Origin of the sequence: Streptomyces sp. NBC_00775, assembly GCF_036347135.1 — a bacterium.
Lineage (GTDB): Bacteria > Actinomycetota > Actinomycetes > Streptomycetales > Streptomycetaceae > Streptomyces > Streptomyces lutosisoli.
The window spans coordinates 6,807,364-6,832,791 of the sequence record NZ_CP108938.1; the positions used below are offsets into that span (position 1 = coordinate 6,807,364).

Annotated in this window: 22 protein-coding genes; 12 read left to right on the forward strand and 10 right to left on the reverse strand. The window is 69.7% G+C overall.

Annotated elements, in window-relative coordinates; translation table 11 throughout:
• The first annotated feature begins 143 nt into the window (after positions 1-143).
• Positions 144-1,064: a spermidine synthase gene (locus OIC96_RS30360; protein ID WP_330304807.1), complete on the forward strand. Its 921-nt coding sequence runs from the start codon at positions 144-146 to the stop codon at positions 1,062-1,064.
• Between the two features lie 122 nt (positions 1,065-1,186).
• Here the strand turns inward: OIC96_RS30360 and OIC96_RS30365 are convergent, their stop codons facing one another.
• The gene (locus OIC96_RS30365) at positions 1,187-1,714 is read right to left on the reverse strand and encodes a hypothetical protein (protein WP_330304806.1); all 528 of its coding nucleotides are present in this window, start codon (positions 1,712-1,714) and stop codon (positions 1,187-1,189) included.
• 133 nt (positions 1,715-1,847) lie between these two features.
• Here OIC96_RS30365 and OIC96_RS30370 point away from each other — a divergent pair, with 133 nt between their 5' ends.
• From OIC96_RS30370 to OIC96_RS30385, 4 genes are all read left to right on the forward strand, one after another.
• The gene (locus OIC96_RS30370) at positions 1,848-2,552 is read left to right on the forward strand and encodes a response regulator transcription factor (RefSeq protein WP_330304805.1); all 705 of its coding nucleotides are present in this window, start codon (positions 1,848-1,850) and stop codon (positions 2,550-2,552) included.
• Positions 2,553-2,594: 42 nt separating this feature from the next.
• On the forward strand, positions 2,595-3,974 hold the full coding sequence (locus tag OIC96_RS30375) for a sensor histidine kinase (protein ID WP_330304804.1): 1,380 nt from the start codon (positions 2,595-2,597) through the stop codon (positions 3,972-3,974).
• 221 nt (positions 3,975-4,195) lie between these two features.
• A complete protein-coding gene (locus OIC96_RS30380) occupies positions 4,196-5,692 on the forward strand; it encodes a glycoside hydrolase family 18 protein (RefSeq protein ID WP_330304803.1) in 1,497 nt (498 codons plus the stop codon).
• 335 nt (positions 5,693-6,027) lie between these two features.
• Positions 6,028-6,282 carry a hypothetical protein gene (locus OIC96_RS30385; RefSeq protein WP_330304802.1) on the forward strand — a complete coding sequence of 85 codons (255 nt, stop codon included), beginning with the start codon at positions 6,028-6,030 and terminating at the stop codon, positions 6,280-6,282.
• A gap of 13 nt (positions 6,283-6,295) precedes the next feature.
• On the opposite strand, the gene OIC96_RS30390 is transcribed toward OIC96_RS30385, so the two are convergent.
• On the reverse strand, positions 6,296-6,835 hold the full coding sequence (locus tag OIC96_RS30390; RefSeq protein WP_406502265.1) for a helix-turn-helix domain-containing protein: 540 nt from the start codon (positions 6,833-6,835) through the stop codon (positions 6,296-6,298).
• 275 nt (positions 6,836-7,110) lie between these two features.
• On the opposite strand from OIC96_RS30390, the gene OIC96_RS30395 reads away from it, so the two are divergent.
• The gene (locus tag OIC96_RS30395; RefSeq protein WP_330304800.1) at positions 7,111-8,493 is read left to right on the forward strand and encodes an MFS transporter; all 1,383 of its coding nucleotides are present in this window, start codon (positions 7,111-7,113) and stop codon (positions 8,491-8,493) included.
• Between the two features lie 49 nt (positions 8,494-8,542).
• Here OIC96_RS30395 and OIC96_RS30400 read toward each other — a convergent pair whose 3' ends face one another.
• Together OIC96_RS30400 and OIC96_RS30405 are read right to left on the reverse strand one after the other, a co-directional pair.
• Entirely contained in the window at positions 8,543-9,091 is a 549-nt protein-coding gene (locus OIC96_RS30400) for a DUF1062 domain-containing protein (protein ID WP_330304799.1), read from the reverse strand.
• A 193-nt stretch (positions 9,092-9,284) separates the two neighbouring features.
• Complete coding sequence (locus OIC96_RS30405) at positions 9,285-10,379, reverse strand: hypothetical protein (RefSeq protein WP_330304798.1); 1,095 nt, start codon at positions 10,377-10,379, stop codon at positions 9,285-9,287.
• A gap of 419 nt (positions 10,380-10,798) precedes the next feature.
• On the opposite strand from OIC96_RS30405, the gene OIC96_RS30410 reads away from it, so the two are divergent.
• A complete protein-coding gene (locus OIC96_RS30410) occupies positions 10,799-14,323 on the forward strand; it encodes a DNRLRE domain-containing protein (protein WP_330304797.1) in 3,525 nt (1,174 codons plus the stop codon).
• Positions 14,324-14,336: 13 nt separating this feature from the next.
• Positions 14,337-14,657 carry a hypothetical protein gene (locus OIC96_RS30415; protein ID WP_330304796.1) on the forward strand — a complete coding sequence of 107 codons (321 nt, stop codon included), beginning with the start codon at positions 14,337-14,339 and terminating at the stop codon, positions 14,655-14,657.
• 73 nt (positions 14,658-14,730) lie between these two features.
• On the opposite strand, the gene OIC96_RS30420 is transcribed toward OIC96_RS30415, so the two are convergent.
• Entirely contained in the window at positions 14,731-14,862 is a 132-nt protein-coding gene (locus tag OIC96_RS30420) for a hypothetical protein (protein WP_330304795.1), read from the reverse strand.
• Positions 14,863-14,930: 68 nt separating this feature from the next.
• Here OIC96_RS30420 and OIC96_RS30425 point away from each other — a divergent pair, with 68 nt between their 5' ends.
• Positions 14,931-15,140 carry a hypothetical protein gene (locus OIC96_RS30425; RefSeq protein WP_330304794.1) on the forward strand — a complete coding sequence of 70 codons (210 nt, stop codon included), beginning with the start codon at positions 14,931-14,933 and terminating at the stop codon, positions 15,138-15,140.
• Here OIC96_RS30425 and OIC96_RS30430 read toward each other — a convergent pair.
• A complete protein-coding gene (locus OIC96_RS30430; protein ID WP_443058562.1) occupies positions 15,112-15,390 on the reverse strand; it encodes a DUF397 domain-containing protein in 279 nt (92 codons plus the stop codon). The two genes, OIC96_RS30425 and OIC96_RS30430, sit on opposite strands and share 29 nt — an antisense overlap.
• Before the next feature lie 147 nt (positions 15,391-15,537).
• Here OIC96_RS30430 and OIC96_RS30435 point away from each other — a divergent pair, with 147 nt between their 5' ends.
• Both OIC96_RS30435 and OIC96_RS30440 read left to right on the forward strand, forming a co-directional pair.
• Positions 15,538-18,138 carry an MDR family MFS transporter gene (locus OIC96_RS30435; RefSeq protein ID WP_330304792.1) on the forward strand — a complete coding sequence of 867 codons (2,601 nt, stop codon included), beginning with the start codon at positions 15,538-15,540 and terminating at the stop codon, positions 18,136-18,138.
• Between the two features lie 203 nt (positions 18,139-18,341).
• The gene (locus tag OIC96_RS30440; RefSeq protein ID WP_330304791.1) at positions 18,342-18,884 is read left to right on the forward strand and encodes a hypothetical protein; all 543 of its coding nucleotides are present in this window, start codon (positions 18,342-18,344) and stop codon (positions 18,882-18,884) included.
• A 95-nt stretch (positions 18,885-18,979) separates the two neighbouring features.
• On the opposite strand, the gene OIC96_RS30445 is transcribed toward OIC96_RS30440, so the two are convergent.
• The 4 genes from OIC96_RS30445 to OIC96_RS30460 form a co-directional block, all read right to left on the reverse strand.
• The gene (locus OIC96_RS30445) at positions 18,980-20,410 is read right to left on the reverse strand and encodes a GH1 family beta-glucosidase (RefSeq protein ID WP_330304790.1); all 1,431 of its coding nucleotides are present in this window, start codon (positions 20,408-20,410) and stop codon (positions 18,980-18,982) included.
• Positions 20,411-20,573: 163 nt separating this feature from the next.
• A complete protein-coding gene (locus OIC96_RS30450; RefSeq protein ID WP_330304789.1) occupies positions 20,574-21,500 on the reverse strand; it encodes a carbohydrate ABC transporter permease in 927 nt (308 codons plus the stop codon).
• Entirely contained in the window at positions 21,497-22,525 is a 1,029-nt protein-coding gene (locus OIC96_RS30455) for a carbohydrate ABC transporter permease (RefSeq protein ID WP_330304788.1), read from the reverse strand. Before OIC96_RS30455 ends, OIC96_RS30450 begins: the two co-directional genes overlap by 4 nt.
• Positions 22,522-23,847, reverse strand: coding sequence for an ABC transporter substrate-binding protein (locus OIC96_RS30460; protein WP_330304787.1), 1,326 nt, complete (start codon positions 23,845-23,847; stop codon positions 22,522-22,524). Before OIC96_RS30460 ends, OIC96_RS30455 begins: the two co-directional genes overlap by 4 nt.
• 495 nt (positions 23,848-24,342) lie before the next feature.
• Here OIC96_RS30460 and OIC96_RS30465 point away from each other — a divergent pair, with 495 nt between their 5' ends.
• A complete protein-coding gene (locus OIC96_RS30465) occupies positions 24,343-25,398 on the forward strand; it encodes a LacI family DNA-binding transcriptional regulator (RefSeq protein WP_330304786.1) in 1,056 nt (351 codons plus the stop codon).
• Positions 25,399-25,428 lie beyond the last annotated feature (30 nt).

Consider the following 25,428-nt stretch of genomic DNA (forward strand, 5'->3'; position numbering starts at 1 on the left):
CAACCGCCAGTGACGTCGGCGGACTGCCGCTGGGCTGTCCGGACAGCGCCACTGAGCCGTCTGGACAGCGCTGCTGGGCTGTCTGGACAGCACGAGGCAGCCGCTGCTGCGCCGACCTGCCCGTACGCCCCGATAATGGCGGGATGGCAAGGGCGAGGAACAAACGGTCGGACGACAAGCGGTCGGACGACGGGCGTGAGGCGGGGCGGAGCGCCCGGCGCGGGCAGGCGTCCGCCGAGGCCGTCGTCGAGCCGGTCGACGGCGGGCTCGCCCAGCTGCTGCCCGACCGGGACCGGGCGCGCGCCTGGACCCTGCTGATCGACGGCGCCCCGCAGTCGCACGTCGACCTCGACGACCCCGCGTACCTGAGCTTCGAGTACCAGCGCCGCCTCGGCCATGTCATCGACCTCGTCGCCCCGCCCGGCAAACCCGTGCACGCCGTGCACCTCGGCGGCGGCGCCCTCACCCTCGCCCGCTACACCGCCGCGACCCGCCCCCGCTCCACCCAGCAGGTCGTCGAACGTGACGCTGCCCTCGTCCAACTGGTCCGCCGCGAGCTGCCCTTGGACCCGAACGCACGCATCAGGGTGCGCTCCATGGACGCCCGCGAAGGTCTCGCCAAGGTGCCCGACGGCTGGGCGGACCTGGTGATCGCGGATGTGTTCAGCGGTGCGCGGACGCCGGCGCATCTGACGTCCGTCGAGTTCGTCACGGACGTACGCAGGGTGGTGAAGGCCTCGGGCGTCTACGCCGCGAACCTCGCCGACGGGCCTCCGCTCGCCCATCTCCGTGGCCAGATCGCCACCGTGGCGACCTCCTTCCCTGAACTCGCCCTGGTCGCCGACCCGACGGTGCTGCGCGGCAAACGCTTCGGGAACGCGGTCCTCGTGGCCTCCGGCCACCCGCTGCCGATCGCCGAACTGACCCGCCGCGCGGCCTCCGACCCGCACCCCGGACGCGTCGAACACGGCAAGGAACTCACCGACTTCACCGGAGGCGCGACACCGGTCACGGACGCGGCGGCGGTGGCGTCACCGGCGCCCCCGCCGTCGGTGTTCCGCTAGGTCCTGTCGGCCGGCCTGCCGACAGGCGGACCTGCATGCCTGCATGCCTGCGTGCCTGCGTGCCTGCGTGCCTGTCGTTCCCGTACGCCGGCAGTTGTCATCAGTAGTCATCAGCAGAGCCGTCAGTAGTTGCCGATTTCCACGTGCGGCGGGCCGTCGTGCCAGGTGCAGAACACCGACACCCGGTCCGCGCCGGAGGCGAACTCCACGCGGATCCACGTCTCCGTCTTCCACACCTGCATCGACCAGCCCGAGCCCGGTGTCGCGGACACCAGCGTCGCGGACGTCTTGCCGAGATCGAAGACCGCCCGGCCGCCGTCGGTGTCGTAACTCTTGATCTGGCCGGACGAGGTGGGGGAGGTGGAGCGGGAGGGGGAGGCGCTCTGGGTCGCCGACTTCGAGGGAGTGGAGGTCGGCTTTTTGGTCGTGGCGGGCGGCTTCGACGCGCTCTTGGACGGCTCGGCCCGCTGCGTCGAGGAGGCGAGCGGCTTCGACTCCTGCGTCGTCGCGTCGCCCGCCGTGATGGGCAGGGCCCGCGGCGGGTCGTACGCCGTCCCCGCCATCACCGTGTGGACACCCCACCACGACAGCGTGACCGCCGCGCCCGTGGCGAGCGACCAAGCCAGTACGTGTACGAGTCCTCTGCGCATCGCGGGCCATACTGCACCACCAGCCCCACGGGTGTCGCACTGCTGCGTCACAGTCGGAGTTGTCCACAGGTGCCGGAACCAGGTTGTCCACAGGCACCGGACGGCATCGCCCGGATGGCGTACGGTGCCGCCCATGGCAAGTGTGCTCGTGGTCGAGGACGACCAGTTCGTACGCTCAGCCCTCATCCGGCATCTGACCGATGCCGCGCACACCGTGCGCAGTGTCGGCACTGCCCTTGAGGCGCTGCGCGAGGTCGCCCATTTCTCCTTCGACGTCGTCATCCTGGACCTCGGACTGCCCGATCTGGACGGGTCCGAGGCGCTGAAGATGCTGCGCGGAATCACCGACGTCCCGGTGATCATCGCCACCGCGCGGGACGACGAGACGGAGATCGTGCGCCTGTTGAACGACGGCGCGGACGACTACTTGACCAAGCCGTTCTCGGTCGAGCACCTGTCGGCGCGGATGGCGGCCGTGCTGCGTCGCTCCCGGGCAACCGCGGGCGAGGCGCCCCCGTCGACGGTGATCCGGGTCGGCGGGCTCGCCATCGACCCGCTGCGGCGCCAGGCCGAACTGGACGGCGTACGACTGGATCTCACGCGGCGTGAGTTCGACCTGCTCGCCTTCCTGGCCGGGCGGCCCGGTGTCGTCGTGGCGCGCAAGGAGCTGCTCGCCGAGGTGTGGCAGCAGGCATATGGGGACGATCAGACCATTGACGTCCATCTGTCGTGGCTGCGGCGGAAGTTGGGTGAAACGGCGGCCCGGCCGCGCTATCTGCACACCCTGCGGGGCGTCGGCGTGAAGCTGGAGCCGCCGAGAGTGGAGCCGCCGCTATGAGGTGGGCAGCGGTCGAGGGGCGGACGTCATGAGGTGGACGTCATGAGGTGGGCACTGGTCAAGGTGTGCGTGGCGGTGACGACCATGGTCGTGGTCGCCTTCGCGGTCCCGCTCGGGCTCGTCATCAAGGAGATGGCCAGGGACCGGGCGTTCTCGAACGCCGAGCGGGAGGCCGCCGCCGTCGCGCCCGCGCTCTCCATCACCACCGACCGGGACCAGCTGGAGCGGGTCGTCGCCTCCGCCGGCTCGGACGAGGGTATGGCCGTGCACATACCGGCGGGTGACGGCGCCAAGGCCGTCGACATCGGGCGGCAGCGCGCCGCGGGCAAGGACATCGCGACCACCCGGAAACTGGGCCGGGCCTCCACCGCCGAGGTCCCCGGCGGCTCCGCCCTGCTCCAGCCCGTCGCGCTGAGCTCCGGCGAGATCGCGGTCGTCGAGGTGTACGTCCCCGAGTCCGAGGTCAGCAACGGCGTCGGCACGGCCTGGGCGGTACTCGCCGCGGTCGGCGTCGCGCTCATCATCGGCTCGGTCGCGGTCGCCGACCGGCTGGGCGTACGGATGGTGCAGCCCGCGCAGCGCCTGGTCGAGAGCGCGCATGACCTGGGGGAGGGGAAGCTGGGGGCCCGGGTGCCCGAGGAGGGTCCGATCGAACTGCGCCTGGCGGCGGTCGCGTTCAACTCCATGGCCGACCAGGTCGTACAACTCCTCGCGAACGAGCGTGAGCTGGCCGCGGACCTGTCCCATCGCCTCCGTACGCCCCTGACCGTCCTGCGCCTCAACACGGCCTCGCTCGGCGACGGACCGGCCGCCGAGCAGACCCGGGCCGCCGTCGCGCAACTGGAGCGCGAGGTCGACACGATCATCCGGACGGCCCGCGAGGCCAAGCCGCAGACCGCGGCGATAGGTGTCGGCGCCGGGTGCGACGCGTCCGAAGTCGTGCGCGAGCGGATGGACTTCTGGTCGGCGCTCGCGGAGGACGAGGGCCGCAAGGTGCGGGTGGCCGGCATCGACCGTCCGGTACGCATACCGGTCGCCCGCGCCGACCTGGTGGCCGCGCTCGACGCGCTGCTCGGCAATGTGTTCCGCCATACGCCCGAGGGCACGGCCTTCGCGGTCGATGTGCACAACGGCGGGGACGCGGTGATCGTGCTGGTGTCGGACGCGGGGCGGGGGATCGTGGACCCGGAAGCGGCGATGGCGCGCGGGCGGGGTTCCGGCAGCGACGGGTCCACGGGCCTCGGGCTGGACATCGTGCGGCGGCTCGCGGAGTCGACGGGTGGGGATGTGCGGATCGGCTCGTCCGTGCTGGGCGGCACGGAGGTCCGTATCTGGATCCAGCTGGACGGGCGGGAGCCTCTTCGGCGGGGGCACCGGGGGAGGACGGTGCGGGGGCGCCGGCGCGGGGCGACTGTGGGCTGAGGCCCGGTTGTCCGCTCCGCGGCGTCTCCAAGCGGCCGAATTGGTCTCTACCTTTAACCGACCCCGATGCCTTCCTTAAGCGCACCCTAAGATCCTCAACCCCCGTCCGGATGAAGCGGTTTGCCCGATTCCGGATCGCTAGCGTGCTGCCGCACCCACCCCTGGGAATCCCCTGTGGAATCTCATGTGATCCCCCGTGAATCCGCGAAGGCAGGCACGCGATGAGCAGCACGCACCGGCGCAGCAAGGTCAGTGGCAGGAACAAGGCGATAGGCGGCGTCGTCGCCGCGGCCGTGGTCGGCGGTGGCGCCTTCCTGTTCACCGGCACCGCGCAGGCGGCCGGCGTCGGCGCGGCGTACACCAAGACCAGTGACTGGTCGACGGGTTACACCGCGCAATACGTCATCACGAACGACAGCGGCCAGGTGAAGGCGGACTGGACGCTGGAGTTCGACCTGCCGACGGGCAGCAAGCTCAGCTCCCTCTGGAACGGCGAGTCCACGGTCAGCGGGCAGCACGTCACGGTGAAGCCGCCGTCCTGGGACAAGGACGGTCTGACGGCCGGCGAGTCCGTCACCGTCGGGTTCGTCGTGAACGGCACCGCGGATCCGACAGGTTGTCTCATCGACAGCGTCAAGTGCTCGGTGGACGACGGCGCGACGCCCGAGCCGAGCGGCCGCCCCACGGAGTCCGCGACCCCGACGGCCACGCCCACCGCGACCGCCACCGCGTCGCAGAGCGCGACCCCGACCGCCACGGCTACCGCGACCGCCACGGCCACCGCGACCGCCTCCCCCTCCCAGAGCTCCGGCAGCGGCAGCACGACGACCGCCGGTTTCGCGCCCTACGTCGACACCTCCCTCTACCCGGCCTTCGACCTGGTCGCCAGCGCCACGGCCACCGGCGTGAAGGACTACAACCTGGCCTTCGTCACGGACGGCGGCAGCTGCACGCCCAAGTGGGGCGGTGTGACCGACCTCGCCACTGACGGGGTGGCGTCGCAGATCGGTGCGCTGCGGGCCAAGGGCGGCGACGTCCGGGTCTCGTTCGGCGGGGCCTCCGGTTCGGAGCTGGCGACGACCTGCTCCTCGGCGGACGCGCTGGCGACGGCGTACGGGAAGGTCGTGGACGCGTACAACCTCACGAAGGTCGACTTCGACGTGGAGGGCGGCGCGCTGCCGAACACCACCGCGAACACGAACCGCGCGAAGGCCATCGCCAAGCTTCAGCAGCAGCACCCGGACCTGGACGTGTCCTTCACCCTCCCGGTCATGCCGGAGGGCCTGACCCAGGACGGCGTGAACCTGCTGTCCAATGCCAAGTCGAACGGCGTGAACATCTCCACGGTCAACATCATGGCGATGGACTACGGCGCCTCGTACAGCGGTGACATGGGCACCTACGCCGAGCAGGCCGCCACGGCCACGCAGGCGCAGGTCAAGAGCGTGCTCGGGCTGTCGGACAGCGCGGCGTGGAAGGCCGTCGCCATCACCCCGATGATCGGCGTCAACGACGTCTCGTCCGAGATCTTCAAGGTCGACGACGCCTCGCAGCTCGTCACCTTCGCCCAGTCGAAGGGCCTCGGCTGGCTCTCCATGTGGTCCGCGACCCGCGACAAGCAGTGCTCGGGCGGCGCGAAGAACTACGCCGACGCGACGTGCAGCTCGATCGTCCAGGACGACTCCGCCTTCTCGAAGGCCTTCGGCGCCTACAAGTAGTCCTTGTAGGACTTCGCCAGCCAGCGCCTACACGTAGGACCTTGCCAGTCGGCGCCTACGCGTAGGCGGTTCCACCACGGGGGAAGGCGCCCCGGCCGGAAATCCCCCCACCCGGCCGGGGCGCCGATTTACGATTGCCGAATTTCCCATTTACGATTGCCGATTTCCTTGGAACTCATGCGTTCTCGTCCTGGAAGCGTTCTTCGACGGTCTCGACCAGAGCGTCGATCAGACCGTCGGGCGAGGGGCTAGGAGAATCACCCAAACCGTTGTCGCCGGACAGCGTTTGATGGCGCACTCGGACCAACGAGGCAGCAGTTCGACGAGAAGCCGCCGTGGAGAGCGCGATGGGTGTCGGCCCCGTCGAGGAACGTATCCGCACCGCACTGGAACTCCTCGTCGAACCGGACCGCTCCGACCCCGGCCGCAAGGGCTGCCTCGCCGTCAACGCGGCCACAGAGCTGGCGAGTTCAGATGCCGAGGTGGCGGAGGCGGCCGTGTTCTGGACCGCACGGGCCCTCTGCCGTGTGCCCCCGCGTGCCCACTTTCTGCCGCCCGGCGAACGGCGCCCGCCACGCCGAATTCCTTGACCGAGCCGCCAGTTCAGGCCGGGTGCTGCGGGTCGTGAGACGGGCTCGCGCGGACGACGGCCTGGTCGCCTCGCGGTCCGAAGAGGTGGAGGATCTCTACGGCGCTGGTGTTCGCCGGGCCGAACCAGTGCGGTTCCCTCGTGTCGAACTCGGCCACTTCGCCGGGGTGGAGCGTGCAGTCGCGTTCGCCGAGGATGAGGCGTAGTTCGCCGGCGAGGACGTAGAGCCACTCGTAGCCGTCGTGGGTTACCAGCTTCGGCTCGCGGGGGGCCAGTACCTGTTTGAAGACCTGCACCCGACCCGGGTACTGGGTCAGGGGTACGAGGACGCTGCCGTGGCTTTTGCGCAGGGGCTTGAGATGGACGCGGGGGTCACCGCTGGCCGGGGCGGCGACCAGTTGGTCGAGTGCGATGTGGTGGACGCGTGCGAGGGGGATGAGCAGGTCCAGGGTCGGGCGCCGTTTGCCCGACTCAAGGCGCGACAGGGTGCTCACCGACAGCCCGGTCGTGGCCGCGAGCGCTTCCAGGGTGAGTCCACGGTCGCGGCGCAGCATGCGCAGCCGGGGGCCGATGGCGTCGATGATCTGTTCCAGTTCTGCGTTCACGGAGTCCACAGGGTCCAGTTTGCAGCCTTCGCAAATTTGGTGGGCGGCGGTCGTCGTCCGGGCCGAGCCTGGCGGGGCAGGCGCTCAGGCGCTCAGGCGCTTCCGGACGTGAGAGGTAGACCGTGACCGCGACGACTCAGCCCCATCAGCCCCATCAGCCCACCCATCCGATCCAACCCGCTCAACCGATTCAGCCCCTTCTGAGCACGCGCAGGCGCTGGACCGTGCTGGCCGTCTGCTGCCTGAGCATGTTCCTGGTGGGCCTGGACACCACCATCGTCAACGTGGGGCTGCCGGCCATCGGGCGCGGTCTGGGGGTCGGGACCCGGGGGCTCGAATGGACCGTGGACGCCTACACCCTCGTACTGGCGAGTCTTCTGATCTCCTCGGGTGCGCTGGCGGACCGGTTCGGGCGTCGACGGGTGTTCCAGACCGGGCTGGCCGTGTTCGGTGCGGCCTCGCTCGTCTGCGCGGTGGCCCCTTCGGTGGGTGTGCTCATCGCGGCCCGTGCTGTCCAGGGGATCGGCGCCTCGATGCTCAGTCCGGTGGCGCTCGCGATCGTGGTGAACGCGATGCCCGACCCGAGGGAGCGGGCGCAGGCGATCGGTGTCTGGGCGTCGGTCTTCGGGCTCAGCATGGCCGCAGGCCCTGTCACGGGCGGCGCACTCCTCGCCGGCTTCGGCTGGCGGTCGGTGTTCTGGATCAACCTGCCGGTCATCGTGGCCGCCCTGGTGCTCAGCGCGGTGTTCGTGCCGGAGTCCCGGGCACAGCGGGCGCGGCGGCTCGACCTCCCGGGCCAGGCCCTGCTGACCGTGGTCATCGGGGTCTCGGTCGGCGTCCTCATCGAGGGGCCGCGCGTCGGCTGGGCGTCGCTTCCGGCACTGGGCGCGTACGTCGTCGCTGCCGTGGCGGCGATCGGATTCGTGTGGGTCGAGACCCGCCGGAGCGAGCCGCTGATGGATCCTCGGCTCTTCAGGCGGCCGGTCTTCAGCGGTGCGGTCCTCGGCGCCGTGGCGGTCTTCGTCGCCCTGAACGTGACGCTGCTGCTCAACACCCTCTACCTGCAACACACTCGGGGATGGACGCCACTGGCCGCCGGGGTGGCGACCTTGCCCATGGCGGCCGGAGCGACCGTCTGCGCGCCCCTGTCCGGCCGTCTGGTCGGCCGTACCGGACCGAGGCTGCCGCTCCTCCTGGCCGGCGGCTTCATCACGGTCGGCGGACTCTGCCTGGTCGGGCTCGACCAGCACACGAGCGTGCTGCTGCTGTTGCTGGCCTACCTGCTCATCGGCATTGGGTTCGGCTTCGCCAACGCTCCGCTCACCAACACCGCGGTGAGCGGACTGCCGCCCACCCGTGCCGGCGTCGCCGGAGCGATCACGTCCACCGCGCGTCAGTTCGGCGCCGCGCTCGGCATCGCCATCGCCGGCGGCCTGGTCGCGGGTACGACCCCGACGGGGCTCGCCCACGCGTCCCGTCCGGGCTGGTTCCTGGTCGCCGTCTGCGGACTGTCCCTGTTCCTGGTGGCTTACGCATCGCGGCCGAAGGAGGGGCCGACGGAGGGGCCGAAGGACGGCACCATCCGTCCCGCGTCCCCGCAGGGCTAGGGCCTGTCCGGCGGGTCTTGCCGGACAGGCCCCTGGTCCCGAGGAGGGCTCAGCGCTTGAGCATGAAGGTGAAGTCGCCGGAGAGCTTGCCGCTCAGCCGGACTGCCGAGACGAGTTTCCCGTCCGTGATCAGTCTCTCGACCTCGGCCCGTGAAAGACCGCAACCTTCAGCGATCAGTCGCACCGGCCGGACGGGGATCCGCGCCGCAAAGCGGACCGAGACGTCGATCACCTCGCGGTCCAGGTGATCTGATCCGCCGGTGTCGAGACGCCAGGCGTTGTCCCAGTCGAGGGCTATGCGATTACGGCGCCGCACGACGGGATCCTGGAGCAACTCAGCTGCCAGACCCGGGTCGTTGTCATGCAGCCGGTCGAGCAGCTCAGGTCGTACGGAGCGCACATGCATCCGCTCCAGGACCGTGAGCTTTGTAGTTTCCCCGCAACCAGTGCAGAGCGCGAGGAGCCAGGCGTCGATGAGCTTGTGGTTGGCGTTGACGCGAAATTTACCGCTCGTCCGGAAGCGCTCGGACGCGCACGCGTGGCAACGGCGGAGAACGAGCGGCAGGCAGGTGGGCGCGACCACCCAGTTATTGAGCACAGAAGTACACCGGTTTCAGTGAGAAGACCGCAGCAAAAAGGAGCGCGGCGCACATGCGCGTCGCGCGACGATTCATCGCTTGGGAGGTCTCACACGGTGTACAACGGGACGTCCTTGCCTAGACGACTTGGTCCGGCAGCACGGTAATGGCGCACAGCGGCGCTGTTCCACTGGTTTTCGAGCCCCTCACCGCCTAGGGCGCCGTCGTGACCGACCCCAGCGCCCCCAGCACCCACCCCACGTTTTCCTTCTTCGTCACGATGACGACCTGCATTTCGCCGTCACGGCACTCGATCACCACGCTCTCGGCGGCGTAGTCGCCGCAGTTTGGGTCCGTCCAGTACGGCGGGCGGACGCGTACGGGGATGAGGGTGGCGGGGACGGGGCGGCGGGCGAAGGCGCCGGTCGGGTCGGGGGTGGTCAGGAGGAGGCCGGGGGCTGCTATCAGGTAGCCGCCGCCTCCGGCGCTGTAGCGGCCCTCGCCGAAGACGGAGCCCGGGAAGCACTGCTCCGAGGTCGGGACGGACGGCGTCACCTCGATCGTGTCGTCGGCTTTCTGTCGCCGCCGGAGCACGAGCGCGGCCACGGCGCAGCCCAGCAGGACGACGCCCGCGGCCACCGCGACGTACTCCAGCGCGGTCCAGATCCCGTGGGTCACGAGGGCCACGACGGCACTGGTTGCGGCGAGCGTCAGTGCGCCCGTCATGGGGAGGCCCAGCTGCCAGGGGGCGCGCAGGGGAGACACCATGGAGCGCCGGGCCCACCAGTACGCGGCCCAGAGCGGAGCCAGGCCGAAGAAGCCGATGCCGAGAGCCGCGGCCAGGCGGGGCCGGTAGCTGCCGCGCGGGTCGGCGTGCGTGGACAGGCGTCCGGCCGGGAAGTCGACGTACCGGATCTCGCCCCGCCAGAGGGTGACCTTGACGTGGGTTCCGGCCCAGGCGGTCGGGGAGTCAGGGGTGTGACCGCTGATCCAAGCGCTGTCCTTCTTGCCGCCAGGCTCAGTGACGTACAGCCAGTACGACGCCCCCTTGTGCTTCGTATCCCGCTCGGCGCGGTCTATGCGTGCCGTCACGGTGCGCAGGCAGTCGTCGGAGTTGGAGTTGGAGTCGGAGTCGGTCTGCGTCGTAGTGCAGGCGAGGGCTGCCCTGAAGTCCCGTTCCTCGTGCAGCGCGCCGCGCGTGGACACCAGCAGCAGCCACGCCGCGCTCAACAGGAGGACGCAGCCGATGGTCGCGGGCCCCCAGACCGACGGGCGGTTTCTGCGAGGGGGTGGAGGTACGGGCATCACCGGCCCATTCTGCGCCGACGGTCGCGCCGCCGACCGTGATCGGGCTGACAAGGATGCGTCAAGATGCCGGCGAGGGTCACAGGTTCGTCAAGATCCTTAAGGAGCGGATCCCTTCGCGAAAGGGACGCAGATGTATGTGTGAGGGGAGGGAATGAAGGAGATTTCCCGATACGCGTACAGGGCGCTCCCAACTGTCCCATCGACAGCACTCGGTAGATCCACAGCGGACGAACAGCCACCGTTCCAGGGCCCGTTGTGCGATCGGCCGACCCCACAAGAGGTGCCGCTACCTTCCGGCCAGCGGCAGTCGATTTCCGGTCGCCGTAAGGGACTTGAGCGAGGGGCATGTGAACAGAGACATTGGGGGGACGCCCGCAGGGCGGACATCCCGGTACAGACGGAGAGCGCAGGCCGCGGGGATGGCGCTGCTGCTCACGGGGCTGGTCGCGGCCACCGACCCGTTCGGGGGCACGGCAGTTCTGACGCAGGCCACAGGAGCCTCATCCACGGCTCCCGGAAACAGCATCACCGCCACCACTCTCGAGGACAGCGGCAGCGAGGGCGCGGCGAAGGCGCTCTCCTTCCTGTCCGAGGACGAACTGGCGCGGCGCAAAGCGAAGTTGAGCGGCGAGCGGGTCGAGCTGACCTCGCAGCGCACCGAGTCCTCCACCGTGTACGCGAACCCGGACGGCACGCTGACGGCCGAGAGCTACGCCGGTCCCATCAGGGTCAAGGACGACGGCGGGACGTGGCAGGCCATCGACACGGACCTGTCCGACGCGGGCCCCGCGCTGGAGCCGGAGGCGGCGGCCGCCGACATCGCGGTCTCGGACGGCGGGGACAAGACCCTGGCCTCCGTCTCCGACGGTGATGATTCCCTGACCCTGGGGTGGGAGACGACCCTGCCCACCCCGACGGTGGACGGCGACACCGCCTCGTACGACCTCGGCGACGACCAGACGCTGACGGTCACCGCCCTTAAGCAGGGCATCTCCCAGAACGTCGTCCTGGACTCGGCGCCCGACGGCACGCTCTCCTACCGCATCCCCATCACCCTGGACGGGCTCACCCTCTCCCAGGCCGACTCGGGGCACCTGCTGCTGAAGAACGCCGACGGCGATCTGGTGGCCGAGGCCCCGGCGCCGATGATGTGGGACTCGTCCAAGGACCCGGCCTCCGGCGAGTCGCAGCACATCGCCTCCGTGGACACGGACATCGAGACGGCGGCCGACGGCCGGCAGACCCTCGTCCTCACCCCGGACGCGTCCTACTTCGACCAGGACCTGACCTACCCGGTCACCGTCGACCCCACCTCGACGCTCGCCGTCACCACCGACACCTGGGTCGCCACCAACTACACCGACTCGCAGATCTCCTCGGCGGAGCTGAAGTCGGGCACGTACAACGGCGGTGACACGATCGCCCGCTCCTATCTGAAGTTCGATGTCTCGGACTTCGCGGGCACGGACATCCTCGACACCAACCTGGCCCTGTACTCGTACTGGTCCTCGTCCTGCTCCACCTCGGGTTCGGGCACCCAGGTCCGCCGGATCACCTCGTCCTGGTCCTCCTCCACGATCACCTGGGGCAGCGAACCGTCCTCCACCAGCACCGGCGCGGTCACCAGCACGGCCGCCAAGGGCTATTCCGACGACTGCCCGGCCGGCACGGTCAACTTCGACATCGACGACATCGTCCAGGCCTGGGCGGACGGCTCGACCAACTACGGTCTCAAGATGAAGGGCACCAGCGAGACCGACAGCCTGACCTGGCGTCGCTGGCGCTCGGCGAACTACGTCTCGGGAAGCGACGCCGCGACCGAGCCGCACCTGACCGTCACGTACAACTCGTATCCCAAGACACCGAGTTCGCTGACCCTCTCGCCGAGCACGACGAGCGGCAGCGAGAAGATCGTCACCTCGGTCAATCCGGTGTTCTCCGCCAAGGTGTCCGACGCGGACTCCGGGGCCAAGGCGCGGGTCCAGTACGCCATCGAGCCGGACCCCGACTACGCCGACACCACGTACACGCTGACCAAGTCCACCGCGTACGTCAGCTCCGGCAAGGCGGCCGCCCTGGCTGTGCCCTCGTCGTCGTCCCTGACCGACGGCACCCACCTGCGTGTCCGGGCCCGCGCCTACGACGGCACCGACTACTCGACGGCCTGGACGTCATGGCAGACGTTCACCGTCGACACCGGCGCCCTGGACATCCCCGACGTCCCGAGCGACTTGCAGACCGGGGCGACCGAGACCACCACACCGCTGCTGACCGGTCTGGTCGGCGCGGTCGGGCAGGAGGCCGTGACCGCCGAGTACGTCCTCTACGACAGCACGGGCGCCGTCGTGGGCGACTCGCCCCTGGGGACGGCCACCGTCGGGAACGGCGAGCGCGCCGCTCTGGTGGTGCCGGAGACCCTCACCGACGGCAGTACGTACAGCTGGAAGATGCGCGCTTGTGTGGGGGACACCTGCTCCTCGTACACGGCGAAGAGCACGTTCACCGTCGATGTGGCCGCGGCGGACGAGGGCGACACGGGGGACACCGTCCCCACGGCGGTCCAGCACCTCGCCACCAGGGCCGGTGAGACGGGCGCTCTCGTGACCTGGGAGGCGCCCGAGAGCTGGGGTGTCACGGACGAGGACCTGAGCTACACGGTCACCGCCCTCAAGAGCGGCGCCACGGTGTCGACGACGACCACGGACGGCACGTCCGCGGTCATCAAGGGGCTGACCAACGGCACCGCCTACACCTTCAAGGTGACCGCGACCAACAGCGTCGGCACCGGCGCGGCCGCCACCTCCGGCGCCGTGACCCCCGTCGCCGTCACGGGCGGCGCCGCCGTCTACGAGGGCGTGGTGCAGGCCTACCTGGAGGCCCAACTCGGCCTGCTCACCGGTGACTACGCGTCCGCCGACTCCGCCGCGTCCGACAGTGACCAGGGCACGGGCTTCGCGGACGTCCTCGACGCCGAGCAGTCCGACCCACTCGGTGACCGGGCCGTCCTAGGCGACGAGGACTCCGACACCTACGAGCCGGGAGTGACCCTCAGCGACGTGCTCGCCATGCCGTCCGGCACCACCGGCACCGTCACCTTGCGCGCCACGTCCAACCTCACCGACACCGTCGTCGCCGGTGAGGACACGGATGACCCGGACTCCACGGACGAGGCCGAGGAGAGCACCCGGCTCTATACGCTCACGACCGCGAGCACCCCGGTGCTGACCGGCTACCAGGACGCGGCCGCGGCCGAGATCACGGTCAGCGAGTCCGCGGACGCGCTGGCGGTGGCCGACACCTCGACCACGGACGACTCCACCGTGCCCGACGCGATGGAGACGGACGCCGACGGCAACCTCGTCAGCGGCACCGACAGCACCTCCACCACGGCCACGACCGTGTCCGCGGACGCCACCTACGCCGCCGACATCTCCTGGGGCGGTACGGCTGCTTGGGCCCGCGACCACTGGAACTCCAAGCACGACTACGACAACGACTGCACGAACTTCGTCTCCAAATCGCTGAACCGCGGCGGCGGAATGAAGATGAAGTCCGGCGGGACCCGCTGGACCTACGACGATGACGACTACTGGTGGCGCGACGACGACAACAGCTGGCCCAAGCGTTCGTACTCCTGGGCCAACGCCTACCACTCGGCCAACTTCATGAGCCGACAGGCCACTTACGCCTGGCACACGAAGAAGAGCCAGGTCAACGTCGGCGACATCATCTACTACAACTGGAACCTGAAGGGCGACGACCACCCCAACGGATTCAAGGGGATCAGCCACGCCTCCGTCGTGACGAAGATCGACTCCCAGGGGAACATCTACATCACGCAGCACAGCACGAACCGCAAGAACTACCGGCTGTCCAAGCAGCGCACAGGAAGCTACAAGAACATGGATGTCTGGATCGTGTCCGTGTTCCCCTGGTACGAGTGATGGAGGGCATCGCATGAAAGAGGTCGGGTTGCTTCGCCTGCCGCCGCGGTGGTCGGTACCGCTCGGAATCGAAGCCGTTCTCGCCGCTGCCACCGCGTACGGTCTCTACGTGCTCAGCGGGCACGTCTACTGTGATCAGGCGACCCAGGACAGCCGGGTCTGGATGGCCGGCGGGGTACTGCTGTCCCTGCCGCTGACCTGGTTCCTCGCGGGCCGCAGCAGCCGGGGCGCCCGTCCTGTCACCTGGCTGCTGATCGTCGTCCGGCTCCTCCTGGCGGCGTTCGTGTTCCTCCTGCTCCAGCCGTACTCGGCGGACTGGTACATGGAGTGCTGAGCGTTTCTCGGCGATAGCGGGGCGCGGAATCCCTCACGGGGTCCGCGCCCCGTTCTCCGTCCCGGCGGCCGGGTCAGCGCGTGAGGATTCCGGCCTTGACGGCGTGCAGCAGGCCCGCCATGGCGCGGGGCACTGCCGTGGCGATCTGGTCGGGGTGGTCGCCCCAGCGGAGGTGGATGGCTCCTCCCGTCGCCGCCATCTCCATGGCAGTACTCTGCGGGACGATCACATCTGAGGCAGGTTCGTGTTCTTTCCAGGACGGCGGTACGTCTGATGGCCCGCACTCGACCCTTCGCCCAGCGCGCGGCGATGTCCTTCGGCATGGCCGCGGTGGGGATGACCGTGACCTCACTCGTGACTGAACATGCGTTTCCGTCGGCTGTCGAGGTCGGGACGTTCGTCGTTGTCTCGGTGGTCCTGATCGCCGTGCTTGCGCCGGTGGCCAGGCGGCGCGTCAAGGCCGAGCGATCCGACCGGTCTTGAGGGCGCCGAGCAGTCCCGCCAGGGTGTGGGGTGTGGTGGTGGCGATGGCGTGCGGCCGGTCGCTTTCGCGGAGGTGGATGCGGCGAGAGGCTGCTGCCGCCAGCTCTACGCACTCGCCTTCGCCGCCCCCGCTGAATGAGGATTTCTGCCAGGTGAGTTGGGGCATCGCGGTTCCTTTCAGAGGGCGCACATGACGTGCTGGATCAGGCTCAGTGAGTCGCGAGACCTGTGTGTTTCCGGCGCAACTCATCTCGTACGGCGCCGACGCCTGGGGCGTGTGCACGCACGGCCCCGGTCGGGGCAAGGCGACCTGGTTCGAGTTGGGTCGTGTCTGATGGGGGCGTGTCTGATGTGTGAAGTCGCCGCCCTTATTGGATAGTTGCCCTATCTTTCTCCCGTGGACCAGTTGATCGCCGAAGAAGACCCCACCCGTATAGGCCCGTACCGCCTGATCGCCCGGCTCGGCGCGGGCGGCATGGGCCTGGTCTATCTGGGCCGTTCCGAGGTCGGACGCACCGTGGCCGTGAAGGTCGTGCAGGCCGAGTACGCCGGGAACCCGGAGTTCCGCAAGCGCTTCGCCCGTGAGGTCGACGCCGCGCGGCGGGTGGGCGGCAGCTGGACGGCGGCCGTGCTCGACGCCGACAGCGAGGCCGACGTTCCCTGGGTGGCGACCCAGTACATCCCGGGGCCCGACCTGCACAGCGTGGTCGCCAAGGACTTCGGGCCGTTGCCCGAGCATTCGGCGCATACCCTCGCCAACCGGCTCGCCCTCGCCCTCCAGGCCGTGCACGAGGCGGGCCTGATCCACCGTGACCTCAAGCCGTCCAATGTCCTCGTCACCGTCGACGGCCCCCGCGTCATCGACTTCGGCATCGCGCGGGCCATGGACAGCCTCGCCGGAGACAGCCTGCACACTCGGACCGGCATGCTGATCGGTTCCCCCGGCTTCATGTCGCCGGAGCAGGTCCGCGGCCTTGAACTCACCCCCGCCAGCGATGTCTTCTGCCTGGGCGCCGTCCTCGTCTACGCCACCACCGGGCGCCTTCTCTTCGGCGCCACGGACACCGGCCTGAACGCCCACCTCTTCCGCGTCGCCGAGGAAGAGGCGGACCTGACCGGCGTACCGGCGACGCTTGTCGATCTCGTACGAGAATGTCTGCACAAGGACCCGGCCAGGCGGCCGACCCCGCTGCAGGTGGCCGTACGCACGACGACGGACCGGGCCGAGGAATGGCTGCCGGGCGCGGTACTGGCCCAACTCGGCCGACATGCGGCCAAGTTGCTGGACTACGCCCCCGCGATCCCCGCCCCCGCAACCCCCGCGACCCCTGATCCGGCAACTCCCGTTACGCCCCTAGACCCCCGCATCTCGCCCCCGCAGCCCCAGCCCCAGTCCGTGTCCCACCTCGCCTCCCCGCCACCACCCCCGCCACCCGCGTACGCCCCGGCGCACTTCGGCCCCGCGCAGGCATTCGGGCCACCGTCGGTCACATCACCCGGCGCCTGGCCCGCCGCACCCCCGGCCCCAGTCGCGGCCCACCTCCAGGACGTGGCGCCCCCGCACCCCAGGCGCTGGTGGGCCCTGGTGGTGGCCGCCTTGGTGCAGCTGATGGTGCTGATCGAAGTGCCGGCCCTCAACATGGCGATGCCGTCCCTCCAAGCCGACCTGCACATCAGCTCCAGCAACTTGGCTCTGCTGTCCCTCGCCTATGCGGTGGCCTTCACCGGACTGCTGCCGCTCGGCGGGCACCTCGCGGATCTCGTGGGCCGCAAAGGGATGTTGATCGTCGGCCTGGTCTGCTTCGCGGTGGCCGCCGCGATGGGCGGTTCGGCCTCTGTTGCCGGAACGCTGATCTTTGCCCGTGCTCTGCAAGGCGTCGCCGCCGCGCTGCTGTCGTCGTGCGCGCTGTCCCTGGTGGCCACCGGCTTCACCGACCCGAAGGAACGCGGCAGGGCCTTCGGGGTCTACGCCGCGGTCGCCGGCGGCGGTACGGCGCTCGGGCTGCTCACGGGCGGACTGATCGTCGAGGGCCTGTCCTGGCGTGTGGCCCTGTACGCCAACATCCCCGTCGCCGTGATCGCCTTCATCGGCGTGGCCACCCTGCCGCACGACCTCCCGGGCCGCACCGGCGCCCGCTTCGACGTGCTCGGCGTGCTGCTCAGCTCCGTGGGGTTCGGCGCCCTCGTCTACGGCTTCAACAAGGCCGAGCCGCTCGGCTGGACCGACCCCGTGACCGTGGCCCTGCTCGGGGCCGGCGTCCTCCTGCTCATCGCGTTCGTGTGGTGGCAGACCAGGACGTCCAGCCCGATTCTCCCGGCGTCCCTCCTCAAGGACCGCAACCGCGTCGGCTGCCTGCTCGCCATGGTGCTGGCCGGCGCCGGCTTCTTCGCCCTGTTCCCGGTCCTGGCCTATTTCCAGGGGAACGTCCTCGGATATACCCCGGCGCGGACCGGCGTGGCCTTCCTGCCCATGGTCGTCGCGCTCGTCATCGGCTCCACCCAGGTCTCCGCCCGCCTGCTGCACCGTGTCGCGCCCCGCGTCCTGATCGTGGCGGGCCTGGTGACCGCGGCGCTCGGGCTGCTGCTCCTGACCGGCCTGACGACCGACAGTGCGTACGCGACCCAGGTACTGCCCGGCCTGCTCCTCACCGGCTTCGGCATCGGCCTGGCCTTCACGCCGGTCTTCGCCGTCGCGACCGGCGACACCGCCTCGCCAACCGGTGATATCGCCTTGCCACAGCCCGGCGGGGCCTCGGCCGGCATCGTCACGGCCCACGAGGTGGGTGTGGCGATCGGCGTGGCCCTGATCAGCAGCATCGTCACCGCCCGTGTGAACTCCGCGCTCGCGTCGGGCCGGTCGACTTCCCAGCAGATCCCCGGAGTGGTGCTGAGCGGCTACGCCGACACCCTCTGGTGGGCGGCCGGCGGCATGCTGCTCGCGGGCCTCATCGCCGCCCTGATGATCACGGCCAGAGCACCGAAGGGGACCGCGATCTGAAGCAAAAGCAACATCAACTCGGCATGCCCATACCTATATAGTGTGCGGCCGGGTCGATCTTCGGCCGTTTTCACCACACGGGCTTCGGCTCGATTCGCTGCTTGGGCTTCGTCCCATCACCACCCGGGCCTCGGCCCGTATCACCACTCGGGGGAGTCGTGCTTTCCATCCGTCATGCCCTTGGCACCGCCATGCTCGTTTCCGTGGCGCTGACCCTCACCGCCTGTCAGCCCGGCGAGACCGACGACACCGGTGCCGCCGGCAGCAGTGCCAGTCCGAGCGCCACAGCCTCCGCAGGCGCTACAGCCACCGCCAGTCCTGCCGCCTCGGCGAGCGCGGACAACGGCTCCTGCCCGACCATCGCCAAGGGCCACAAGGTCATCTGGGTCAACAACGTCGAAGGCGCCATGAACAACGTCATCGCCAAGGACGCCAAGATGCACTGCGACCCGAAGTCGGACGCCGGTGCCGCCTACGAGCCGGTCGGTGAGCCGAAGACGTACTCCATGGCCTCGGGCGACACCAAGGTGACCGTCATCAGCAAGAACGACATGAAACAGAAGACCCTCACCGCCCAGGACGGCGGCATCGCCCACGTGAAGACGTGCGCGGACCCGAACGGGGAGTCGTACGACGGCGGTCAGGCCTCGGCGGACACCAGCGACTGCTGGGGGATGAACTTCTACGACGTCGCGGTCGGCGCCGACAACAAGATCACCGCGATGACCGAGGTCTACTCCTCGTAAGCAGCCGTGGATCGCCGGGGCGCGGCACCCCCCTCAGGTGCCGCGCCCCGTCCCCCGCCATCCCCCGCGACCCCCCGGTCACCTGGTCACCTGGTCTATTCGGCGGCCGTCACCGGCGGCAGCGTCCCCGTCCGGGCCGCCTGCCGGTACCAGAGGGCGCTCGACTTCGGCGTACGGGCCTGCGTCGCGTAGTCCACGTACACCGCGCCGAAGCGCTTGCCGTAGCCGTACGCCCACTCGAAGTTGTCCATCAGGGACCAGAGGTAGTAGCCGCGGACGTCCGCGCCGTCGGTGATCGCCCGCCGTACGGCCGACAGGTGGCCGTGCAGATAGGCGATCCGCTCCGGGTCGTGGACGCGGCCGTCCGGGTCCGGCTTGTCGTCGTACGCGGCGCCGTTCTCCGTCACATACAGCGGCAGGCCCGGCGCCTCCTCGCTGTAGCGCATGATCAGGTCGTGCAGGCCCGTCGGGTCGATCGTCCAGCCCATCTCCGTACGCTCACCCGGGGTTTGATGGAAGGCGACGTCGTCCGCGCCCGGCCAGGGGGAGAAGGAACTCGCGCCGTGGCCGTCCGCGCGCGGGACGTCGGCCGTTGCCGCCGCGGCCGACACCAGCGTCGGGGTGTAGTAGTTGAGGCCCAGCGCGTCGAGCGGCTGGTTGATCGCCGCCAGGTCGCCGTCCAGGACGTACGACCAGTCCGTGACCGACGACGTCGCCGTCAGCAGCGTCTCCGGGTACGCGCCGTGCAGCATCGGGCCGTGGAAGACGCCGTTGGCGAGGTCGTCGATGCGCCGGGCGGCCGCCAGGTCGGCCGGGTCCTGGGAAAGCGGCCTGACCACCGAGGAGTTGAGGCTCACCGCGACCGAGTTGCGGGCGGGCATCGTGGCGCGGAGTGCCGAAGTGCCGAGCCCGTGGGCCAGGTTCAGGTGGTGGGCCGCGCGCAGGGACGCCGCCGGGTCCGTACGGCCCGGAGCGTGCACCCCGGAGCCGTACCCCAGAAAGGCGCTGCACCAGGGCTCGTTGAGGGTGATCCACTGCTCGACGCGGTCGCCCAGCGCGTCGCCGACGATCTGCGCGTACTCGGCGAACCGCAGTGCGGTGTCGCGCTCGGGCCAGCCGCCCGCGTCCTCCAGCTCCTGCGGAAGGTCCCAGTGGTAGAGGGTGACCGCCGGCTTGATGCCGTGGGCGAGCAGCTCGTCGACCAGGTTGCGGTAGAAGTCCAGACCGCGCTGTACGGCGGGGCCGCGGCCGGTCGGCTGCACGCGCGACCAGGAGATCGAGAAGCGGTACGCCGTCAGGCCCAGCTCCGCCATCAGGGCCACGTCGTCGCGGTATCGGTGGTAGTGCTCGACAGCGATGTCACCGGTCTCACCACCGGCCGTCTTGCCGGGCGTATGGCTGAAGGTGTCCCAGATCGAGGGGGTGCGGCCGTCCTCCCGCACCGCCCCCTCGATCTGGTACGCGGAGGTGGCCGCGCCCCAGAGGAAGGCGGGAGGAAAGGTCACAGGGGTAACGGGCTCAGGCATGGAAGCGCTCCCATTAGAGGTCGTGGAGACCGACGGTCAGGAGGAGGGGGGAAAGAGGTGGAGGGAAACGGGTGGGGGGAAGGCGGGGGCCGGGGCGGCGGTGACCCGGCCCCGTCGGGCTCCGTCGGGCCCCATCGGGCCCCGTCGGCGGTGGCGCGGCGGGTCAGCCCTTGATCGCGCCGTTCATGATGCCGCCGACGATCTGCTTGCCGAACAGCAGGAAGGCGATGAGCAGCGGCAGCGTGCCGAGCAGCGCGCCCGCCATGATCACGGCCTGGTCGGGTACGTAGCCGGTGCCCAGCGAGTTGAGGGCGACCTGCACGGTCGGGTTCTGCTGGTTGAGCGCGATGATCGGCCACAGGAAGTCGTTCCAGGCCATCACGAACGTCAGCAGTCCGAGCACCGCCATCGCGGGGCGCGCCGCCGGGAAGACCACGTGCCACACCACGCGCAGGCTGTTCGCGCCGTCGACGCGCGCCGCCTCGATCAGCTCGGTGGGCAGCGCCTGCACCAGGTACTGCCGCATGAAGAACGTGCCGAACGCGGTGACCAGGGTGGGCAGGATGACCGTCGGCAGATGGTTGGCCCAGTGCAGGTCGCTCATCCACAGGTACAGCGGTACGACGGCCAGCTGCGGCGGGATCATCATCGTGCCGATGGTCAGCAGCAGCAGCGTGCTGGAGAACCTGAACCGCAGCTTGGCGAAGGCGAATCCGGCGAGCGTGGAGAAGACCACCGTACCGATGGTGATGGTGCCCGCCACGATCGTGCTGTTGAGCATCGCGGTGCCGAGCCCGGCCTGGTCCCAGGCGGCCTGCATGTTCTTGAACAGGTTGCCGCCGAACCACAGCGGCGGCGGCGTCTGGGCCAGCCGCTGGTCGTTGCGCGAGGCCGCGATGGCCGTCCACAGCAGCGGCGCCAGCGAGACCATCGCGAAGACGACCAGGACGACGTAGGTGACCGGGCCCGCGTGCAGCTGCTTGCCCGCGCCGAGCACCCGGCGCCGGGAGCCCCGGCCGTCCGTGCCCGCGCCGCCGTCGCCCTTCACCTTCTCCTCTGCCTGAGGCAACGTCAGATCACTTGTGGTCATTGGGACTTCCTCAGACGTCGGGTGAGCAGGAGATTGATCACGGCGACGATCAGCAGGATCAGGAACATCGACCAGGCGATCGCGGACGCCTTGCCGAGGTTGCCGATGATCCAGCCCTGGTCGTACATGTACAGGCCGAGCGTCTGGAACTGGTGCCCGGAGCCGCCCTTCGAACCGCTGAGCCCGCCGAACAGCAGCGGCTCGCCGAAGAGCTGGGTCGCGCCGATGGTGGAGACGACCACCGTGAACAGGATCGTCGGCCGCAGCATCGGGATGGTGACGTGCCGGAACTGCTGCCAGCGGTTGGCGCCGTCCAGCGCCGCCGACTCGTACAGGTCGGTCGGGATCGCCTGCATCGCGGCGAGGTAGATCAGCGCGTTGTAGCCGGTCCACCGCCAGATCACGATCGAGGAGACCGCGAACTGCGAACCCCAGTCGGACTCACGCCAGTTGATCGGGTCGACCCCGACGAAGTGCAGCAGCCAGTTGATCATGCCGCCGTCCCACGAGTACAGCAGCGTGAAGACGAGCGTCGCCGCCGCCACCGAGGTGGCGTACGGGGTGAGCATCACGACCCGCCACACGGTCGAGCCGCGCAGCCGGTAGTTGAGCAGATGCGCGATCGCGATCGCCATCAGCAGCTGCGGCACCGTGGAGATCAGGCCGATGGTGAAGGTGTTCTTCAGGGCGTTCCAGAAGAAGTCCGAGGACCACAGGTTCTTGTAGTTGTCCAGGCCCGCCCAGGTCTGGTGGTCCAGCGAGGCCAGCTGCACGTCATGCAGCGAGTACCAGGCCGTGTACAGCAGCGGGATGAGCCCGAAGGCCCCGAAGATGATGAAGAAGGGGGCGATGAACGCGTACGGCGACGCCTTCATGTCCCAGCGGTACAGCCGGCTGCGCCACGAACTCGAGCCCGGGGGCGGCGTACCGCGACCGTGAGCGCCCCCCGCCGCGCCCGGCTTGGAGCCGGGCGCGGCGTCAGCACTCGGCGCGGGTTGCGCGAGAGCCTGCTTGGAGCTGGTCACTGGCCGAGCACGTCCTTGATTTCGTTCGTGGCCGCCGACCAGCCCTGGGCAGGGGTCTTGCCCTTCTGCTCGACCTGGAGGATGCCCACGTCGGTGATCGCGGTGCCGATCGGCTGGTCCTTCGTGCCGAAGTACTGCGTCGGGATGGTCTTCGCCGAGTCGGAGAAGATCTGCGCGATCGGCGCGTTCGAGAAGTACGCCGTGGTGTCCGCCAGCGGCTTCAGGCTCGCGTACGCCGACGGGGTCGACGGGAAGCTCGCCTGCTTGGCGAAGACCTTCGCCTGCTGCTCGGGCGCGGTCAGCCACTTCGCCAGCGCGATGGCCTCCTTCTGGTGCTTGCCCGCCGTCGGCACACCGATGAACGAGCCGCCCCAGTTGGCCGCGGTGGGCGCCGCCGCCACGTCCCACTTGCCCTTGCCGGAGTCACCCGACTTTTCCTCGATGTAGCCGATCATCCACGCGGGGCAGGCCACCGTCGCGAACGTGGCGTTCGAGAAGGCCTTGTTCCACGGGTCCTCGAACTGCTTCAGCTTCGCCGACATATTGCTGGTCGCGACCGTCATCGCGTTGTTCCAGGCCGACTTCACGCCCGTGGACTTGTCCCAGATGACGTTGCCGTCCTTGTCGTAGTACCGCTGGCTCTCGCCACCGAGCGCGGCGTTGTAGACCGAGGAGGCGGAGTCCACGAACTTGGTGCCGCTGGGCGCCTTCTTCATGTACTCCTTGCCGAGCGCGACGTACTTGGACCAGTCGCCCTTCCACTGCGCGGCGAGCTTGGTGCGGTCCGTCTCCAGACCGGCCTTCTCGAAGAGGTCCTTGCGGTAGCAGATCGCCATCGGGCCGATGTCGGTGCCGAGCGCGATCGTCTTGCCGTCCTTGGTGGTGGCCTGCGCCAGCTTCCAGTCCAGCCACTGGGACTTGTCGACCTCCTTGCCCAGGTCGACGAACTTGTCGGCCTGCGTCTGGACGGCCTCGGTGACGTTGCCGACCTCGATCGCCTGGATGTCGTCGGTACCGGAACCGGCCTGCAGACGTGTGAGCGTCTTGGGCCAGTACACGTCGGTCTTGGTGGTGACGTTCTCCTTGATAGAGATGTTCGGGTGCAGCTTCATGTACTCGTCGTAGAGGCCGGCCTGCTTGTAGCCGAAGACGCCGAAAGTACCGATGGTCAGCGTGGTCGTGCCCTTGCCGCCGCCTCCGCCGCCGTCCGACGACCCCTTGTCTTTCGAGTCGCTGGCGCAGCCGGCCAGCAGCCCTGTGGTCAGCGCGGCGACGGCCGCGAGGGCCCCCAGCCTGCGGGACCGACGGGTACTCGTGCGCATTGCGTCCTCCTGTTGCCTGACGTGCCGACCCCCCGGCCAACTGCTCTGTTGGGCCCGTTGGTTCTCGCTGCGGCTCGGGCGGGGAACGTGCGGGATGTGTATGTGTCAGGTACTGTGGGAGCGCTCCCACAGGTGATGTGTTGAAGAGTCGTCGGTCCGGGCGGGGGTGTCAAGGGTGGGAGCGCGGAGAGATGCGTTCAGTTATCGGCCTGTTAACTAACCGCGGGGGACGGGTCGGAGGGGGCTGCGGGGCGGAGGCAGTGGTGGCTCGTCTCAGTGTGACTTGCCGGCTCCGGGTGGTGGCCTCGGGTGGTGGCGCGGGCGGTTGCCGGGCGGTGGCCAGGCGATGGTTCGGGCGGTTGCCGGGCGGTGGTTCGGATGGCGGCCAGGCGGGGGCAGGGCGAGGTCGGCGCGATCGCCGGGCTTCTGTCCATGAACGGGACTGTTAGATTCCAGGCCAGTCGCGCAGCGCGCGGTGTCGACGGGAGGCGGACCATGGCAAGCCACGGAGCGCGGGGCCGGGGTGGCGGCCGGCCGACCTTGGAAGAGGTCGCGGCACGCGCCGGAGTGGGCCGCGGCACGGTCTCCCGGGTGATCAACGGCTCCCCAAGGGTCAGCGACGCGACCCGCGCCGCCGTCGAGGCGGCGGTCGCGGAACTCGGCTACGTCCCCAACACGGCGGCCCGCGCCCTCGCCGCGAACCGCACGGACGCGATCGCCCTGGTCGTCCCCGAGCCGGAGACCCGCTTCTTCGCGGAGCCGTACTTCTCCGACATGCTCAAGGGCGTGGGGTCCGAACTCTCCGAAACCGAGATGCAGCTCCTGCTGATCTTCGCGGGCAGCGACCGGGAGCGGCAGCGGCTGGCCCAGTATCTGGCGGCCCACCGGGTGGACGGCGTCCTCCTGGTCTCGGTCCACGCGGACGACCCCCTCCCCGACCTGCTCGCCCAGCTGGAGATCCCGGCCGTCATCAGCGGCCGCCGCTCGGCCGACGAGACGCTGCCGTCCGTGGACTCCGACAACTACGGCGGGGGCCGCGCGGCGATCGAGCACCTGATGGCCCGGGGGCGCCGCACGATCGCCCACATCGCGGGGCGTCTCGACGTCTACGGTGCCCAGCGCCGCGTCGACGGCTACCGCGAGGCGCTGCTCGACGCGGGCCGCGAGGTGGACGAGCGGCTGATCGTCACCGGCGACTTTACGGAGGAGGGCGGCCGCCGTGCGATGACCCAGCTCCTGGAGCACTGCCCCGACCTCGACGCGGTCTTCGCCGGCTCCGACGTCATGGCGGCCGGCGCCCGCCAGGTCCTGCGCGAGGAGGGGCGCCGTATACCCGACGACGTGGCGCTGATCGGCTACGACGACTCCGCCATCGCCCGCCACATGGACCCGCCCCTGACCAGCGTCCGCCAGCCGATCGAGGAAATGGGCCGCGCGATGATCGACCTCCTCCTCGGCGAGATCGCGGACCGCCGGCCAGCGGTGTCGCGCGGGCTGGAGAAGCGGCAGCTGGTGCTGCCGGCGGAGCTGGTGGTGCGGGAGTCGTCGTAGGGCGTGCGGTGTCCGGTCGTGCGACGTCGT